We start from the raw sequence: 15245 nt of genomic DNA on the forward strand, positions 1-15245 counted from the left end.
CCGCGGACGCGCCGCCCGCCTATCGTGGGGCGATGGACCCCTGGTCGGTGCGGCGCATCCGCGGAGCCCGGGCGGCCGTGATCGGCGACCCGACGGGCCGCGGTGCGCGGGCGCTGGCGACGTACTCCCGCCCCGACGCTCCCGTCGTCCAGGCCCTCGGCGCCCTCGCGCCGGACGACGGTGCGCGCCTGCGCGAGGCCCTCGTCGCCGGCGCCGGTGTGATCGTCGCCGACGCGCAGCGGCTCGATGACCGTGAGCTCGGTGAGCTCGCGGCCGCCGCGCAGCGGGGCACCCCGGTCGTACTGGCGCGGGCGACGGCCGAGCCGCCGGTATCCGGCCTGTGGAACCACGACGCGCGCGCCCTCGGCGCCGACGTCCACCTCGCGCTGGACGCCTTCTCCGCCGACGAGATCGCCGCCCTGGCTCGCGGCCTCGGGCTCGAGCTGTCGGGCGCGGCAGCGGTGCGACTGCACCGCCGGACCGGGGGCGCGATCGAGGCGACGCTCGCCGCGCTCGACGAGGCCGCGCGCTCCGGCGGGCAGCCCTCGGACGCGGTGCCCGCGGGCGAGCGGCACCGGATCGCCGCGGCGCTTGCGGAGGTCGGGGAGCCGGCGGCCGGCGTCGCCCTCGCGGCGGCGGTCCTCGGCGGCGCGACCCCGACGGACCTCGCCGCCGTGGCCGGCACGGAGGTGACCGCGGAACTGCTCGACGCGCTCGCGGCCCAGGGGCTGGTGATCGCCCGCCGGGACCGGGACGGCCCATGGATCGCGCCGCCCGCGCCGATCGTCGCCCGCGCGGTGGAGGAGGCCTCCGCGTGGACGGACAGGGCGCGGCTGCACGCCGCAGCCGCCGAGGTGGTCGATCCGCACCGCGCGCTGCGCCACCGCGCGGCCGCGGTCCTGCGGAGCGACGCGGCGCTGGCGAGGGCGCTCGCCGACGACGGCGGTGCGCTGGCCGCCCGCGGCGAATGGTCCTCGGCCGCTGCTGCGTTCGCCGCGGCCACCGGCGTCGCCGCCGACGCCGAGGCCGCGCGCGAGCTGCGGATCGCGGCCGTCGACGCCTACGTCAGCGCCGGCGACCTCGGCGCCGCCCGCGAGCTCGTGCCCGCCATCGAGGCACTTCCGGCCAGTCCCGAGCGGGACTCGGTGCTGGGCTACGTCGCGATCCAATCGGGGCGGCCCGCCGAGGCGCTGGACCGGCTGGAGCGCGCCTGGAACGCGGTGAACCCCCGCCTGAACCCGCTCCCCGCCGCGCGGATCGCGCACCGTCGGGGCCTGGACGCCCTCGTGCGCTGGGACGGCCCGGCGCTCATAACCTGGGCCGACCGTGCCATCGCCCTCGGCGGCGACGCTCCGCCCGCCATCGAGTCCCGGGCCTTCCGTGGGCTCGGCGCCGCTGCGGCCGGCGACGTGGTCGGTGCGGCCCGCGCGGTGGAGGTGGGGCTCGCCGAGACCGGCCTTCCCGTCGCGGTGTCCCAGCGGCTCATGCTGGGCGTGGGCTGGATCCAGTACGGGCTCGGAGACCTGGACCGGGCGCGGACCGCGCTCACCGCCGCCCGGGAGGCCGTGGGCGGCGCGCACAGGGTCTCGCTGTGGGCCCTCGGTTGGCTGGCGCGGGTGCAGTTCGAGATCGGCGACTGGGACGCCGCGCTGGACAGCGCGCGCGAGGCGGTGGAGCTCGGCGACAGCACGGGGATCGTGCTCTGCTCGCCGCTCGCGCACTGGACCGCGGCCGAGATCCTCGCGCTTCGCGGTGACGCCGACGGCGCGGACCGGCACGCGGCGGCCGCGCGGGTCGCCCCGACCGGCTATCTGACGCAGCGGATCCCGGCGGCGCTGGCGCAGGCCGCGGCGGCCCGCGGCGGTCCGCGCGCCGTGCTGGCGGCCGTCCAGCCCCTCCTCGCGGACCCGGCCGCCCGGACGGTGGGGCCCGATTTCTGGCCCTGGCACCACGTCGCCGCCCGCGCGCTCGCGGACGCGGGGCGCGGCGACGAGGCCGTCGCCCTGCTCGACGGCGCGCCGGCACCGCAGAGCACGCCCGCGCGGATCCGGATGGGTGCGGCCCGCGCGGCGGCGGATCCCGATGCCGACGCGGCGGCGGACGCGCTGCGGGATTGTCTGGCGGAGGCCGAGTCCTTTCCCGTCGCGGCGGGCGGCCTGCACCTCGACCTGGGAATGCTGCTGCGGCGCACCGGGCATCGGAGGGACGCGGCCCACCACCTCGGCGAGGCCGCGGCGGCCTTCGAGTCACTCGGGGCGCACGCCCGGTTGCGGACGACCGACCGCGAGCTGGGCCGGACGAGCGGCCCGTCAGCCGCGGACGTCGCGACGTTGACCCCGCACGAGCTGAACGTCGCGCGCCTGGTGGTGGCGGGGGATACCAACCGGCGCGTCGCGGAGCAGCTGTACCTCTCGCCGAAGACGGTGCAGTTCCACCTGACCCGGATCTTCGCCAAGCTGGGCGTTCGGACCAGGGGGGAGCTCACCGCCCGGTACGGCGGCGAGCTCACGGACCGCGGCCCGGCGGGCCTCGGCAGCTAGCGGCGCACCCAGCTGATGATTGCCTCTGCGAATCATCGCGGGGTCGAGTGCTACGCTATTGCAAAGAGGAGTGAGGTTCAGTTGTGGGAAGGCGGTGAAGATGACATTCACGAAAGTCAGGGTCGCCCTGGTCGCTGCGCTGTGCGCGGCGGTGGTGCTGTGCGGCGTGGGGTTGTGGATGGTCGAATCCCGCCTGGTGTCACACCATCCGGAGTGTGTGGGCACCGGCTCGCCGCGCGTGTCCGTGACCGAGCCCGTGGGCGAGCAGCCCGTCCTGCATCGTGCGCTCGACCGGGTGTTGGGCGGGCTGGGGTGCTCCATGGGGCCCGCCGGCGACCTCTCCGCGAAGAGTATTCACTGACGGCGGACGAGAACGGCGGCCGGTGCAGGCACCGGCCGCCGTTCTCGTCGCGTCCGGGTCAGTTCTTGTGCAGCGCGGCGTTGAGCTCGACGCCCTCGCTCTTCCACGGCACGACCTCGACCGCGCCGGTCACCGAGTTGCGGCGGAACAGCAGGTTGCTCTGCCCGGCCAGCTCGCGCGCCTTGACCTGCGTCCCGTCCGGGCCGGTCACCTTGGTGCCGGCCGTGAGGTAGAGGCCGGCCTCGAGCACGCAGTCGTCGCCGAGCGGGATGCCCAGGCCGGAGTTGGCGCCCAGCAGGCACCGCTCGCCGAGCTTGATGATCTCCTTGCCGCCGCCCGACAGCGTGCCCATCGTCGAGGCGCCGCCGCCCACGTCGGAGTGATCGCCGATGACGACGCCCGCCGAGATGCGGCCCTCGACCATCGCGGTGCCGAGCGTGCCGGCGTTGAAGTTCACGAAGCCCTCGTGCATGACGGTCGTGCCCTCGGCCAGGTGCGCGCCGAGGCGGACGCGGTCGGCGTCGCCGATGCGCACGCCGCTGGGCAGCACGTAGTCGACCATGCGCGGGAACTTGTCGACCGAGTACACCGTGACGTGGCCGCGCGGGAACAGCGCCGCTCGCACCGACTCGAAGTCCACGGGGGAGCAGGGGCCGAAGTTGGTCCACACGACGTTCGCGAGCAGGCCGAACTGGCCGTCGAGGCTGAGGCCGTGCGGCTGCACGAGGCGGTGGCTCAGCAGGTGCAGGCGCAGGTAGACGTCGTGCGCGTCGGCCGGGGCGGCGTCCAGGTCGGCGATCGTGGTCTGCACGACCACGACGCGTACCTTGCGGGCCGCGTCCGCGCCGGCGGAGGCCGTGAGGACCTCCGGCGCACCGTCGGGATCCTGCACGGTGCCGGCGGTGCCGCCGCCGTCGGTCAGCTCCGGCGCGGGGTACCAGGTGTCGAGCACCGTCCCGTCGTCCGTGAGGGTGGCCAGTCCGTACGCCTTCGCTCCACGATTCGTCACGCGATCAGGGTACCGGCAGGGTTCCGGCGGGCGCGGCCCCAGCCGAGGAGGGCCGCCGACGGCAGGGCGTCCTCGACCACGTGAACCAGCCGCCGACGGCGTCCACACCGAGCGCGCTGCGCACCTCGGCGTCGCTCATCCCACGGTGATCTCGCGGGTGAACACCGGTTTGGAGTGGCGGCCCACGATCCGCTCGGGTAACTCCTCCCAGTCGAAGACGTCGCTGACCACGGCCCGCGGGTCGACGGTGCCGGACGCGGCGAGGTCGAGCGCACCGGGGATGGTCGGCCGAACGTTGTCCCGGGCGATGCGCAGGTTCACGCTGTTGAGGTACATCGCGAAGAGTGGCAGTTCGCCCGGCTTGAAGTGATTGCCTGCGCTTTCGACGATGCCCTCCGGCTTCAGGGACAGTGCCGCGATCGACAACTGGTCGACCCGGGCGGTGGCCTCCACCGCGATGTCGAAGCCCTGGTGGACGGGGTCGATCGCCTCCGCCGTCCGCGCGCCATAGGTCTCCGCGAGCGAGCGGTGTGCGGGATCCGGGTCGACGTACAGGACATCGCCCGCGCCGAGCGCCCGTGCGATGTCGCAGACGTAGAGCCCGATGCTTCCCCGAGCGAGCACCAGTACCGAGCCGCCGGGCCGCGTCCGCAGGTGCGGCGCGACCAGCCGGTACGCCAGGGAGAAGTTGTCGCTCGCAGAGGCCATCGCCACCGGGTCGAGCCCGGCGGGCAACGGCACCAGCATGGCGTCGGCGTGGGGCACGCGCACGAGATCGGAGAACAGGCCACCCCAGTTGCCGCCGATCGGGGCGCCGTACATCGCCATGTAGGGCACCGTCGAACAGTGCGCGGTGAGCCCGGCGCGGCACCGGTCGCAGTCGCCGCAACTGATGGACCAGGGCACGACGACGAGATCGCCGGGCGCGACGGTGCGGACCCCGTCTCCCACCTCGAGCACCCGGGCGACGCACTCGTGGCCGAGCGCGAACGGCCCGGGGACGGGGGAGTGCCCCGCGAGGATCTGGGTGTCGACGTCGCACGTGGTGGCCGCGACCGGCGCGACGATCGCCTGCTCGTCGCCGCTGATCCGCGGGTCCGGCGCTTCGCGCCACTCCGCGGTCCACCGCTCCACGTAGGTCAGCTCACGCATCGGCTGCCTCCGCGCGCTGGGCGGCGGCGATCTGCTTGAGCTCTGCGAACCGGACGATCCCACCGCCCGCGCCCCAGGTGCCCTCCGGCTGCTCATGGACGAGCACCCACACCTGGAGCGCGCTCTCCGGCGAGAGTCCGGCGGTGTGCAGCACCACCCGGGTCGCCTCGTCGACCAGGCCGACGAGGCGCCGCTCCGAGAGCGCGCCCTGCGGCACGGTCACGTCGACCCGGAACCGCGGCAGCGCATCCTCGGAGCTGCCGAAGTCGGCCTCGGCGACGCTGCTCCACGCCTGCGCGCGGAAGAACGGCGTGTCGGGCGCGCCCTCCCAGCGCAGCAGCGTCGACTCGAGGGTCGCGCGCAGCGCGGCGCGGTCGACCCCGGTGAGGGCGCCGGCGGACGCGGTCAGCTGGATCATCGGCATAGCAACTCCTATGACAGTCGTTATAGAACGAATCGGACGGTACGCTATGACAGTCGTTAGAACAAGAGGAGGTCGGGCGATGGCACGTGAATCGTCGGAGGTGCGCGCCCGGGTCGTGGCGGGGGCCGCGGACCTGTTGCGGCGGCGTGGATTCACCGCCGCCTCGGTCCGCGAGATCGCGAAGCACTCGGGGGCGCCCCTCGGTTCGACCTACCACTACTTCCCGGGCGGCAAGTCCGAGCTGGCCACCGAGGCGGTGCGATTCGCCGACGGCCTCACCCGGAGCGCCCTGGCCTCCCGCATCGAGGACGACCCGCGCGCCGGACTCGCCGCCTTCATCGAGACGTGGCGGACGATCCTCGAGGACAGCGATTTCGGCGCAGGCTGCCCGGTGCTCGCCGTCGCCGTCGACGAGCACCCCGACGCCGGCGCGCCGCGCGCGGCGGCCGCGGAGGCCTTCGCCGCGTGGCGGGAGCTGCTTGCAGAGTCCCTCCGCGGACACCGTGTGCCGGAAGCCCGCTCGCGGTCGCTCGCTGCGCTCGCGGTGGCGGCGGTGGAGGGTGCTGTCGCGATGTGCCGAGCGGAGCGCTCCACCGCCCCGCTCGACGAGGTGGCGACCGCGCTCGATGTCGCGCTCGCGGGTGCGCTCGAGGTGGACGGCGGGTAGCCACCGAGATCGACGCCGCGCCACCGCGCTCGCGCTGCGGAGCCGACGGATTCGGATACCGTGCATTCAGTGACCACGACACTCGACACGGCCAAGCTCGCCAACCGGATCGACGACGCGGTCGACGACGGGGACCTGAGCACCGTCGCATCGCTCATCGCGCCCCTGACCTCGCACGAGGTCGCCGACGTCCTCGAACGCCTCAGCCGGAAGGACCGCGCCGTGGTCTTCCGCCTGCTGGCGAAGGATGAGGCGCTCACCGTCTTCGAATCCCTCGACGCTCCCCTGCAGGGCGAGCTCATCCACGATCTCCAGGACGACCAGGTCACCGGCCTCTTCGCCGAGCTGGACCCCGACGACCGGGTCACCCTGCTCGACGAGCTGCCCGCGACCGTCGCCGGACGCCTGCTCCAGGGCCTCCCGGAGGGCGAGCGCGCCGCGACGGCGGCCCTGCTCGGCTACCCCCAGGGATCCGTCGGCCGCGAGATGACCCCCGAGTTCGTCTCCGTCCACCCCGGCGACACCGCCGAGCAGGCCCTGGAAGCGGTGCGGGCCCGGATCGACGACGTCGAGACCATCTACGGCATCCCGGTCGTCGGGCCCGGGCGCGTGCTCGTCGGCATCGTCGGGCTGCGCGGCCTGCTGCGCAGCGCCCCGGAGACCCCGGTGCGCGAGATCATGAACATCGCGGGCACGGCCCGGGCGCGGGAATCGGCCGAGGAGGCCGCCCGCCGCTGCGCCGAGCAGCGCCTGCTGGTGATGCCCATCGTCGACGACGAGCACCGCCTCGTGGGCATCCTCACCGTCGACGACGCGCTCCGCATCCTCGAGGAGGCGGAGAGCGAGGACGCGGCGCGACAGGGCGGCGTGGAACCCCTGAACCGGCCCTACCTGTCGACGCCCGTGCGGACGCTGGTGCGCTCGCGCGTGGTGTGGCTCCTGGTCCTGGCGATCGGCGCGACGCTGACCGTCAAGGTGCTCTCGGTCTTCGAGGACAGCCTGCAGGAGATGGTGGTGCTCTCGCTCTTCGTGCCGCTGATCATCGGCACCGGCGGCAACACGGGCAACCAGGCCGCCACCACCGTGACCCGCGCGCTCGCCCTCGGCGACATCACCACCGCGGACGTCTTCCGGGTGCTGGGCCGCGAGGTCCGCGTCGGCGCGACCCTGGGCCTGGTCCTGGGCACCCTCGGCGCGGTCATCGCCGGCGCCCTCTTCGGGGTCGACGTGGGACTGGTCATCGGCGCCACGCTGTTCGGCGTCTGCACCATGTCGGCCACCGTCGGCGGGCTCATGCCGATCGTCGCGAAATCCATCGGCGTCGACCCGGCCGTCTTCTCCAACCCGTTCATCAGCACGTTCGTCGACGCGACCGGCCTCATCCTCTACTTCCTGATCGCCAAGGCGATCCTCCCGATCTGAGCACCACCCTGGAGGGGTGACTCTGCTGTCGCGGCCTTGGTGGTGGTCGCGTCCCCGTAGCGCCACTACGCTGGGGCTGTGCCCCTCGACATCGCCTCGGACCCGATCGACCTCACCGCCGCGCTGGTGGACATCCCCAGCGTCAGCCACGACGAGGAACGGATCGCGAACGAGGTGGAGGTCGCGCTCCGTGCGCTGGAGGGCTTCGAGGTGCTCCGCGTGGGCAACAACGTGCTCGCGCGGACGAATCGCGGCCTGCCGCAGCGGGTGATGCTCGCCGGCCACCTCGACACCGTGCCGATCGCCGACAACGTGCCCAGCCGCCGCGAGGGCGGCATTCTGCACGGCTGCGGCACCGTCGACATGAAGAGCGGCGACGCCGTCTTCCTGCACCTCGCCGCCACGATGGCCGAACCGGCGTACGACCTGACGCTGATCTTCTACGAGTGCGAGGAGATCGCCTCGCAGTTCAACGGTCTCGGCCGCATCGAGCGCGAGCTCCCCGAGTGGCTGGCCGCCGACGTCGCGATCCTCGGCGAGCCCTCGGGCGGGCTCATCGAGGCCGGCTGCCAGGGCACGATCCGGGTGCGCATCACCGCGGGCGGCGTCCGCGCGCACAGCGCCCGGTCCTGGTTGGGCGACAACGCGATCCACAAGCTCGGCCCCGTGCTCACGGCCCTCCAGGCGTACACCGCGCGCACCGTCGACATCGACGGCTGCGAGTACCGCGAGGGCCTGTCCGCCGTGAAGATCGAAGGCGGCGTCGCCGGGAACGTGGTGCCCGACGAGGCTTTCGTCGACGTCAACTTCCGCTTCGCGCCGGACCGCACCGTCGACGAGGCCGTGGCGCACGTCCGCGAGGTCCTCGCCGGACCGCTCGCCGACGGTGCCCTCGCCTTCGAGGTGACCGACGCCGCGCCCGGCGCGCTGCCGGGCCTCGGCGCCCCCGCCGCGGCGAAGCTCGTGGCGGCCGCCGGCGGGCGGTTCCGCGCCAAGTACGGCTGGACCGACGTCTCGCGCTTCGCCGCGCTGGGCATCCCGGCGGTGAACTTCGGCCCGGGCGACCCCAACTACGCGCACAAGCGCGACGAGCACGTCGAGACCGCGCAGATCACCGAGGTGGCCGCTGTGCTGCGCGCCTTCCTCGCTGGGTAGGTTGTGCGTCATGGCCTCCGATAAGAAGCCCTCCCACGACCACTACCTGCGCTACCGCGGACCCGTCCGCGTGCAGGGCGCGGCGGCGACGGAATCGTCGACCACCGACCAGCGGCTCCTCGCTAACGCGGACGACGCCGACTGGCTGCACCGCGACCCCTGGCGGGTGATGCGGATCCAGGCCGAGTTCGTCGAGGGCTTCGGGGCCCTCGCGGAACTGCCGCAGGCCGTCACCGTCTTCGGTTCCGCTCGGATCAAGCCGGATTCGCCCGAGTACGCCACCGGCCGAGAGCTGGGTGCGGAGCTGGTGCGCGCGGGCTACGCGGTGATCACCGGCGGCGGGCCGGGCGCGATGGAGGCCGCGAACCGCGGCGCCAAGGACGCCGACGGCCTCTCCGTGGGGCTGGGCATCGAGCTGCCCTTCGAACAGGGGCTCAACGACTGGGTCGACCTCGGCATCAACTTCCGGTACTTCTTCGTGCGCAAGACCATGTTCGTCAAGTACGCGCAGGCCTTCGTCTGCCTGCCCGGCGGTTTCGGCACCCTCGACGAGCTCTTCGAGGCCCTCACCCTGGTGCAGACGCACAAGGTGACCCGGTTCCCGATCGTGCTGCTGGGCTCAGCCTACTGGGGCGGTCTGGTGGACTGGATCCGGGGCACGCTCACCGAGCAGGGCATGGTCTCGCCCGGCGACGCCGACCTGATCACCGTGACCGACTCCGTCGCGGAGGCCATCGACATCATCGTGCGCGCCGACGCCGCCCGCGAGCGCGAGGCCGAGGCCAGCGAGGTGGACCCCTCGTGACCGCCATCGCCGTCTTCTGCGCCTCGCGCCCCGTGCCGCAGGAGTACATCGACCTCGCGACCGAGGTGGGCCGGGGCATCGCCGCCGGCGGGGACTCGCTCGTCTGGGGCGGCGGGCACGTGTCCATGATGGGCGCGGTCGCGCAGGCCGCCCGCGACGGCGGCGCTCATACCCTGGGCGTGATCCCGACGGCGCTCGTCGATCGCGAGGTCGCCGACCACGGCGCCGACGAGTTACTGGTGGTCGCCACCATGCGCGAGCGCAAGCAGCTCATGGACGACAACGCCGGCGCCTTCCTGGTGCTGCCGGGCGGCGTGGGCACCCTCGAGGAGTTCTTCGAGGCGTGGACCGCCGGCTACCTCTCCATGCACGACAAGCCCGTGGTCGTCCTCGACCACGACGGCTTCTACGCGCCGCTGCTCGACTGGATCGACGGGCTCAAGGCCAAGGGCTTCGTGGGTGACGCCGCTCTCGGCAGGCTGCTGCGCGCGACAGACGTCACGGCCGCCCTCGAGGCGTGCCGTGGTACGGCGGTCCCACGGTAGGCTCGCCGCGTGAGCTCTACGCATAAGAACAGCACCGTCGGCATCGCGGATCTGGCGCGCGGCGTCGGCAAGCTGGTGCCCGACCTGCCCCTCCTGATCAAGGAGGGCCCGTCGATCCTGCTGCGCACGCCGAACAGCAAGGAGACCATCGGCACGGTGTTCGCCAAGCGCGCGGCGCAGCACCCGTCGCGCGACTTCCTGCGGTTCCAGGGCGAGGGCATCAGCTACGGCGAGGCGAACGCCACCGTGAACACCTATGCGCGCGTGCTGCTCCAGCGCGGCGTGAAGGTGGGCGACGTGGTCGGCGTCGTCATGCACAACCACCCGCAGATGGTGCTGGTGATGCTCGCCATCGTCAAGGTCGGCGCCACCGCGGGCCTGGTCAACTACAACCAGCGCGGCGCCGTGCTCGCGCACAGCCTCGGCATCCTCGACACCGGCACGATCATCGTGGGCGCGGAGGACCTCGAGGCCTTCGACTCGCTCGACGCCGCGGACCGGCCGACCGACGGGGTGATCCTCACCGTCGATCGGCTCGCCGAGCAGGCCCGGCAGGCGCGGTCGGAGGACCCCCGGGCCACCGAGAACCCGGCCGTCACCGCCACGCTGCCCGCGAGCACCCGCGCGTTCTACGTGTTCACCTCGGGCACCACGGGCATGCCGAAGGCGTCGATCATGACGCACTACCGCTGGCTCAAGGGCATGGCGGGATTCGGCGCGACCGCCGTCCGCATGCGCCGCGACGACGTCATGTACTGTCCGCTTCCGCTGTACCACAACAACGCCGCGCTCGTGGCCCTCGGCTCGGTGCTGGTCTCCGGCGCCACGCTCGCCATCGGCCGCAAGTTCTCGGCGACGCGGTTCTGGGACGAGGCCAACGAGAACTCGGCCACGATGTTCATCTACATCGGCGAGATCTGCCGCTACCTGCTCAACCAGCCGCCCAAGCCGAGCGATCGGTCGAACACGATCCGGGTGGCCGCGGGCAACGGCATGCGGCCCGAGATCTGGCGGGAGTTCCAGGAGCGCTTCGGGATCGAGCGGATCATGGAGTTCTACGCGGCGAGCGAGACGAACATCGCCTTCGTCAACGTCTTCAACATCGAGGCCACCGTCGGCCTGTGCCCCCTGCCGCACGCGGTCGTCGAGTACGACATCGACACCGCCGGACCGCTGCGCAACGCCAAGGGCCGGCTGCAACGGGTCAAGAAGGGCCAGAACGGTCTCCTGCTCACCAAGATCACCAAGTCCGCCCCCTTCGACGGTTACACCGACGGGAAGGCGGGCGACGCCAAGCTGATCCGCGACGGCTTCAAGGACGGCGACGTCTGGTTCAACACCGGCGACGTGGTCACCAACCAGGGCTTCGACCACATCGCCTTCGTCGATCGTCTCGGCGACACCTTCCGGTGGAAGGGCGAGAACGTCGCGACCACCGAGGTCGAGGGCGCGCTCGATGAGGCCGATCAGGTGGAGGGCGCGATCGTCTACGGCGTCGCGATCCCCGGCGCCGACGGCAAGGCCGGCATGGCCGCCGTCAAGCTCGCCGAGGGCCGCGAGTTCGACGGTGCCGCGCTCGCGGCGCAGCTGCGGAACGAGCTGCCCGCCTACGCGATCCCGCTCTACGCGCGCGTCGTGCCGAGCTTGGAGGTCACCTCCACCTTCAAGAGCCTCAAGGGCGAGCTGCGCAAGCAGGGCTTCGCGGAGACCGGCGACGACCCGCTGTACGTCTTCGTCGGCGGTGCGGACGGCTACGTGCCCGCCTACGACGGGTACGCGGCGGACGTCGCGGCCGCCAAGGTCCCGGATCTGCGCTCCTAGGATGACCGCACCGTCGGTGGGCCCGATCCCCGTGCGCCCCACCTTCTGCGGCCGCCCGGTGCCCGTGGACCGGGCGCTGGTGATGGCGATCATCAACCGCACGCCGGACTCCTTCTACGACCGCGGCAGCTACTTCGCGGTGGACGCCGCGCTCGAGCGCGTGGACGCGGCGGTCGCCGAGGGCGCCGACGTGGTGGACGTGGGCGGCGTCAAGGCCGGCCCCGGCCAGGACGTCGACGCGACCGAGGAGATCGCGCGGACGGTGCCCTTCATCGCGCAGGTGCGCGACCGGCACCCCGACCTGCTGATCAGCGTGGACACCTGGCGGGCGTCGGTCGCCGAGGCCGCCGTCGACGCCGGCGCCGACCTCATCAACGACACCTGGGCCGGCGCCGACCCCGACCTGCCCCGGATCGCCGCCGCGACCGGCGCGGGCCTGGTCTGCTCGCACACCGGCGGCGCGGTGCCCCGCACCCGCCCGTACCGCGTGCGCTATCCCGACGTAGTCGCCGACGTCCGCGACTCGCTCGCCGCCGCCGCGGAGGCCGCCTTCGCGGCGGGCGTGCGCGAGGACGGCATCGTCATCGATCCCACCCACGACTTCGGCAAGAACACCCACCACGGGCTCGCGCTGCTGCGGCACCTCGACGAGCTCGTCGGCACGGGCTGGCCGGTGCTGATGGCGCTGTCCAACAAGGACTTCATCGGCGAGACCCTGGATGCCGGGCTCGAAGAACGGGTGGCCGGGACCCTCGCCGCGACCGCGCTCGCCGCGCACGCCGGGGCCCGCATGTTCCGCGTGCACCAGGTGGCGGACACCCGCCGGGTGGTCGAGATGGTGGCCTCGATCGACGGCACCCGCCCGCCGGCCCGCGTCGTGCGAGGGCTCGCGTGAGCACCGCGCACCGGTTCTTCGAGGAGCCCCGCTGGAGCATCGACGAACTCGTCGCCGCGAAGGCCAGACGCACCGTCTCCGTGGTACTCCCGGCGCTGAACGAGGAGGCCACCGTCGGCGCCGTGGTGGCGACGATCGCGCCGCTCCTCGGCACCCTCGTCGACGAGCTGATCGTGCTCGACTCGGGTTCGACCGACGCCACGGCGGCGCGGGCCCGCGCCGCCGGCGCCACGGTGATCAGCCGCGAGGAGGCGATCCCCGGGCTGCCGCCGGTGCCGGGCAAGGGCGAGGCCCTCTGGCGCGGGGTGGTGGCGTCGTCGGGCGACCTGATCGCCTTCGTCGACTCCGACCTGATCGAACCCGACCCGCGGTACGTGCCGCGGCTGTTGGGGCCCATGCTGTTCCACCCCGAGGTGCACCTCGTCAAGGCGTACTACCGACGCCCGCTGCGCGTCTTCAAGCAGGGCGAGGACCCCACGGGCGGCGGCCGCGTGACGGAGCTCGTCGCCCGGCCGCTGCTGGCGGCGCTGCGGCCGCCGCTGCGCGCGATCCTGCAGCCGCTGGGCGGCGAGTACGCGGGGACGCGGGACTTCCTCACCTCTGTGCCCTTCGCGCCCGGCTACGGCGTGGAGATCGGGCTGCTGCTCGACGCGGAGGCTCGCTACGGCATGGCGGGAATCGCCCAGGTGAACCTCTCCGTGCGCAAGCACCGCAACCGCGACCTGCGCGACCTGGGCGTGATGAGCCGCCAGATCCTCGGGACGGCGTTGCGGCGCTGCGGGATCGAGGACTCGGGGGAGGGCATCACGCAGTACCTGGTGGATCCGGGGCCGGAGGACCGCTTCACCGAGGTCACCACGGAGCTGTCGCTGCAGGACCGGCCGCCGGTGGCCTCGCTGCCGTAGAGACAACTACTTGACGATGTGGAAAGTGCTTTCTATGGTTGGGGGACCGATCACGGAGAGGGCTTCGTCATGACCGAGCACTTCGCACACCCGACCCCCGAGGAAGCGCGCCGCGCCCTCGCCCAGGCCGAGGGAGCGTCCGTCGCGACCCCGGCCGATCGCGCCCGGCTCGAGCGCGGTCTCATCGCGATCGGGCTCGCCGTCGCCGCGTTGGTACCCGCGCTGCGGCTCACCGTGGGGAATCCCGACGCGCCGCAGTGGTTCCGCGTCGGAGGGCTGGTCGTCGTCCTCGCGCTCTACCTGGTCGCGATCGCCGTGGCGACGATCTCCATGCGGCGAGCGTCCGCCGCCCCTCGGGGCTTCACCCTGCGCTACAACCTCGGGCTCGGCGCCACGATGCTGCTCTACGCCGTGTACGTCATCGTCCAGTCCGTGCGCGGCGACGCCGCGCTGCCGTGGCCGTGGACGATCACCGCGGCGATGCTCACTCTGACGCCCGCTCTCCTGGGCGCGCGGGCCATCTCGACGCTGGCGCTGCGATGACGGCGACCGGCGGCCACGCGCGCCACCGTCTCGACGATGCGATCCATGCCCCCGTGCGGTTCTCCATCGTCGCGGCGCTGTCGAAGGTCGAGAACGCCGAGTTCGCCGCCGTGCGCGACGCGGTGGAGCTCTCGGACTCGGTGCTGTCGAAGCAGGCCGCACAGCTCGAGGCGGTGGGGTACGTCGCGATCAAGAAGGGGTACGTGGGCAAGCGGCCGCGCACCTGGTTGTCGCTGACGGCGGAGGGGCGCAAGGCCTTCGAGGCGCACCTCGCCGCGCTGCGCGCGATCGCCGAGGGGTAGACGCTCAGCCCAGCAGGGCATCGAGCGCCGCGGCGCCGGAGACGAGGGCGCGGCCCCGTCGGGCCAGGTTCGCGTGCCAGCCGTCCAGCGTCGCGCGCAGCGGCTCCACGCCGCCCGCGTCGCGCACGCGGTCCGCGAGCTCCGCGATCCGGGCGAGGCCGTAGCCGCCGCGCCGCAGCTGCTCGGCCATCCGGGCATCGCGGACGTCGGCGGGGGAGTACACGCGGTAGCCGGTCGCGCGGTCCCGCTCGGGCCGGACGATGCCGGCCCGCTCCCACGAGCGCAGCGTGGCGGGGACGACGCCCAGGCGGTGGGCCACCTCGCCGACGAACAGTGCAGGCCCGTCGTCGTCGCCGGGGTCGCCCAGGTCCGCGAGAGCGATGCGTACCCGGCGGAAGGTGTCGCGGTCGCCGGCGAGCTCCTCGTGCGCCTGGTCGAGCAGCGCGAACGCGGCGTCGGGGTCGCCGCGGTGCACCGCGCGCAGGATCGAGCCCGCCCGCGCGTGCCCGCAGCCGGGGATCAGTGCGAGGAAGGCGTCGAGCGCGAGGCGGTGCCGCTCGGTGTAGGCGCGGTAGCCCGACGGGGTGCGCCCGGCCGGGGGCAGTACGCCCTGCGCCTCGTAGTTCCGCACCGCCTGGGTGGAGAGCCCGTGCGGTCGCGCGAGGTCGACGGGACGTAGCATGTTTTGAAGGTTCTCGG

At 73.2% G+C, this 15245-nt stretch carries 16 protein-coding genes; 12 read left to right on the plus strand and 4 right to left on the minus strand.

Annotated features, from left to right (window positions below):
- Positions 1–32: 32 nt before the first annotated feature.
- On the plus strand, positions 33–2540 hold the full coding sequence (locus ACLQ3K_RS19465) for a LuxR C-terminal-related transcriptional regulator (protein ID WP_426001169.1): 2508 nt from the start codon (positions 33–35) through the stop codon (positions 2538–2540).
- Positions 2541–2640: 100 nt separating this feature from the next.
- Positions 2641–2901, plus strand: a complete 261-nt coding sequence (locus tag ACLQ3K_RS19470) for a hypothetical protein (RefSeq protein WP_426001170.1) — start codon at positions 2641–2643, stop codon at positions 2899–2901.
- Positions 2902–2959: 58 nt separating this feature from the next.
- On the opposite strand, the gene dapD is transcribed toward ACLQ3K_RS19470, so the two are convergent.
- The 3 genes from dapD to ACLQ3K_RS19485 form a co-directional block, all read right to left on the minus strand.
- Positions 2960–3910 (minus strand): 2,3,4,5-tetrahydropyridine-2,6-dicarboxylate N-succinyltransferase, encoded by a 951-nt coding sequence (gene dapD, locus ACLQ3K_RS19475; protein WP_224646071.1) that lies wholly within the window; start codon positions 3908–3910, stop codon positions 2960–2962.
- A 135-nt stretch (positions 3911–4045) separates the two neighbouring features.
- Positions 4046–5062 (minus strand): zinc-dependent alcohol dehydrogenase, encoded by a 1017-nt coding sequence (locus tag ACLQ3K_RS19480; protein WP_224646070.1) that lies wholly within the window; start codon positions 5060–5062, stop codon positions 4046–4048.
- Positions 5055–5486 carry a tautomerase family protein gene (locus tag ACLQ3K_RS19485; protein WP_224646069.1) on the minus strand — a complete coding sequence of 144 codons (432 nt, stop codon included), beginning with the start codon at positions 5484–5486 and terminating at the stop codon, positions 5055–5057. Before ACLQ3K_RS19485 ends, ACLQ3K_RS19480 begins: the two co-directional genes overlap by 8 nt.
- Positions 5487–5565: 79 nt before the next feature.
- On the opposite strand from ACLQ3K_RS19485, the gene ACLQ3K_RS19490 reads away from it, so the two are divergent.
- The 10 genes from ACLQ3K_RS19490 (at position 5566) to ACLQ3K_RS19535 (ending at position 14546) form a co-directional block, all read left to right on the plus strand.
- Positions 5566–6153 carry a TetR/AcrR family transcriptional regulator gene (locus ACLQ3K_RS19490; RefSeq protein WP_224646068.1) on the plus strand — a complete coding sequence of 196 codons (588 nt, stop codon included), beginning with the start codon at positions 5566–5568 and terminating at the stop codon, positions 6151–6153.
- A gap of 69 nt (positions 6154–6222) precedes the next feature.
- The gene (gene mgtE, locus ACLQ3K_RS19495) at positions 6223–7575 is read left to right on the plus strand and encodes a magnesium transporter (protein WP_224646067.1); all 1353 of its coding nucleotides are present in this window, start codon (positions 6223–6225) and stop codon (positions 7573–7575) included.
- A 78-nt stretch (positions 7576–7653) separates the two neighbouring features.
- Positions 7654–8730, plus strand: a complete 1077-nt coding sequence (dapE, locus tag ACLQ3K_RS19500) for a succinyl-diaminopimelate desuccinylase (protein WP_224646066.1) — start codon at positions 7654–7656, stop codon at positions 8728–8730.
- A 10-nt stretch (positions 8731–8740) separates the two neighbouring features.
- Positions 8741–9535: a TIGR00730 family Rossman fold protein gene (locus tag ACLQ3K_RS19505; RefSeq protein ID WP_224646065.1), complete on the plus strand. Its 795-nt coding sequence runs from the start codon at positions 8741–8743 to the stop codon at positions 9533–9535.
- Positions 9532–10080: a TIGR00730 family Rossman fold protein gene (locus tag ACLQ3K_RS19510; protein WP_068524574.1), complete on the plus strand. Its 549-nt coding sequence runs from the start codon at positions 9532–9534 to the stop codon at positions 10078–10080. The genes ACLQ3K_RS19505 and ACLQ3K_RS19510 overlap by 4 nt, the downstream gene beginning before the upstream one ends.
- Before the next feature lie 9 nt (positions 10081–10089).
- The gene (locus ACLQ3K_RS19515) at positions 10090–11901 is read left to right on the plus strand and encodes a long-chain-acyl-CoA synthetase (RefSeq protein WP_426001171.1); all 1812 of its coding nucleotides are present in this window, start codon (positions 10090–10092) and stop codon (positions 11899–11901) included.
- Position 11902: 1 nt separating this feature from the next.
- Positions 11903–12796: a dihydropteroate synthase gene (gene folP / locus ACLQ3K_RS19520; protein ID WP_426001172.1), complete on the plus strand. Its 894-nt coding sequence runs from the start codon at positions 11903–11905 to the stop codon at positions 12794–12796.
- Complete coding sequence (locus tag ACLQ3K_RS19525; RefSeq protein ID WP_426001173.1) at positions 12793–13701, plus strand: glucosyl-3-phosphoglycerate synthase; 909 nt, start codon at positions 12793–12795, stop codon at positions 13699–13701. Before folP ends, ACLQ3K_RS19525 begins: the two co-directional genes overlap by 4 nt.
- A 69-nt stretch (positions 13702–13770) precedes the next feature.
- On the plus strand, positions 13771–14244 hold the full coding sequence (locus ACLQ3K_RS19530) for a hypothetical protein (RefSeq protein ID WP_426001174.1): 474 nt from the start codon (positions 13771–13773) through the stop codon (positions 14242–14244).
- On the plus strand, positions 14241–14546 hold the full coding sequence (locus ACLQ3K_RS19535) for a winged helix-turn-helix domain-containing protein (protein ID WP_224646060.1): 306 nt from the start codon (positions 14241–14243) through the stop codon (positions 14544–14546). The genes ACLQ3K_RS19530 and ACLQ3K_RS19535 overlap by 4 nt, the downstream gene beginning before the upstream one ends.
- A gap of 4 nt (positions 14547–14550) precedes the next feature.
- Here ACLQ3K_RS19535 and ACLQ3K_RS19540 read toward each other — a convergent pair whose 3' ends face one another.
- The gene (locus ACLQ3K_RS19540; RefSeq protein WP_426001175.1) at positions 14551–15228 is read right to left on the minus strand and encodes a MerR family transcriptional regulator; all 678 of its coding nucleotides are present in this window, start codon (positions 15226–15228) and stop codon (positions 14551–14553) included.
- Positions 15229–15245 lie beyond the last annotated feature (17 nt).

It is taken from the genome of Tsukamurella sp. DT100, assembly GCF_049844855.1.
Taxonomy (GTDB): domain Bacteria; phylum Actinomycetota; class Actinomycetes; order Mycobacteriales; family Mycobacteriaceae; genus Tsukamurella.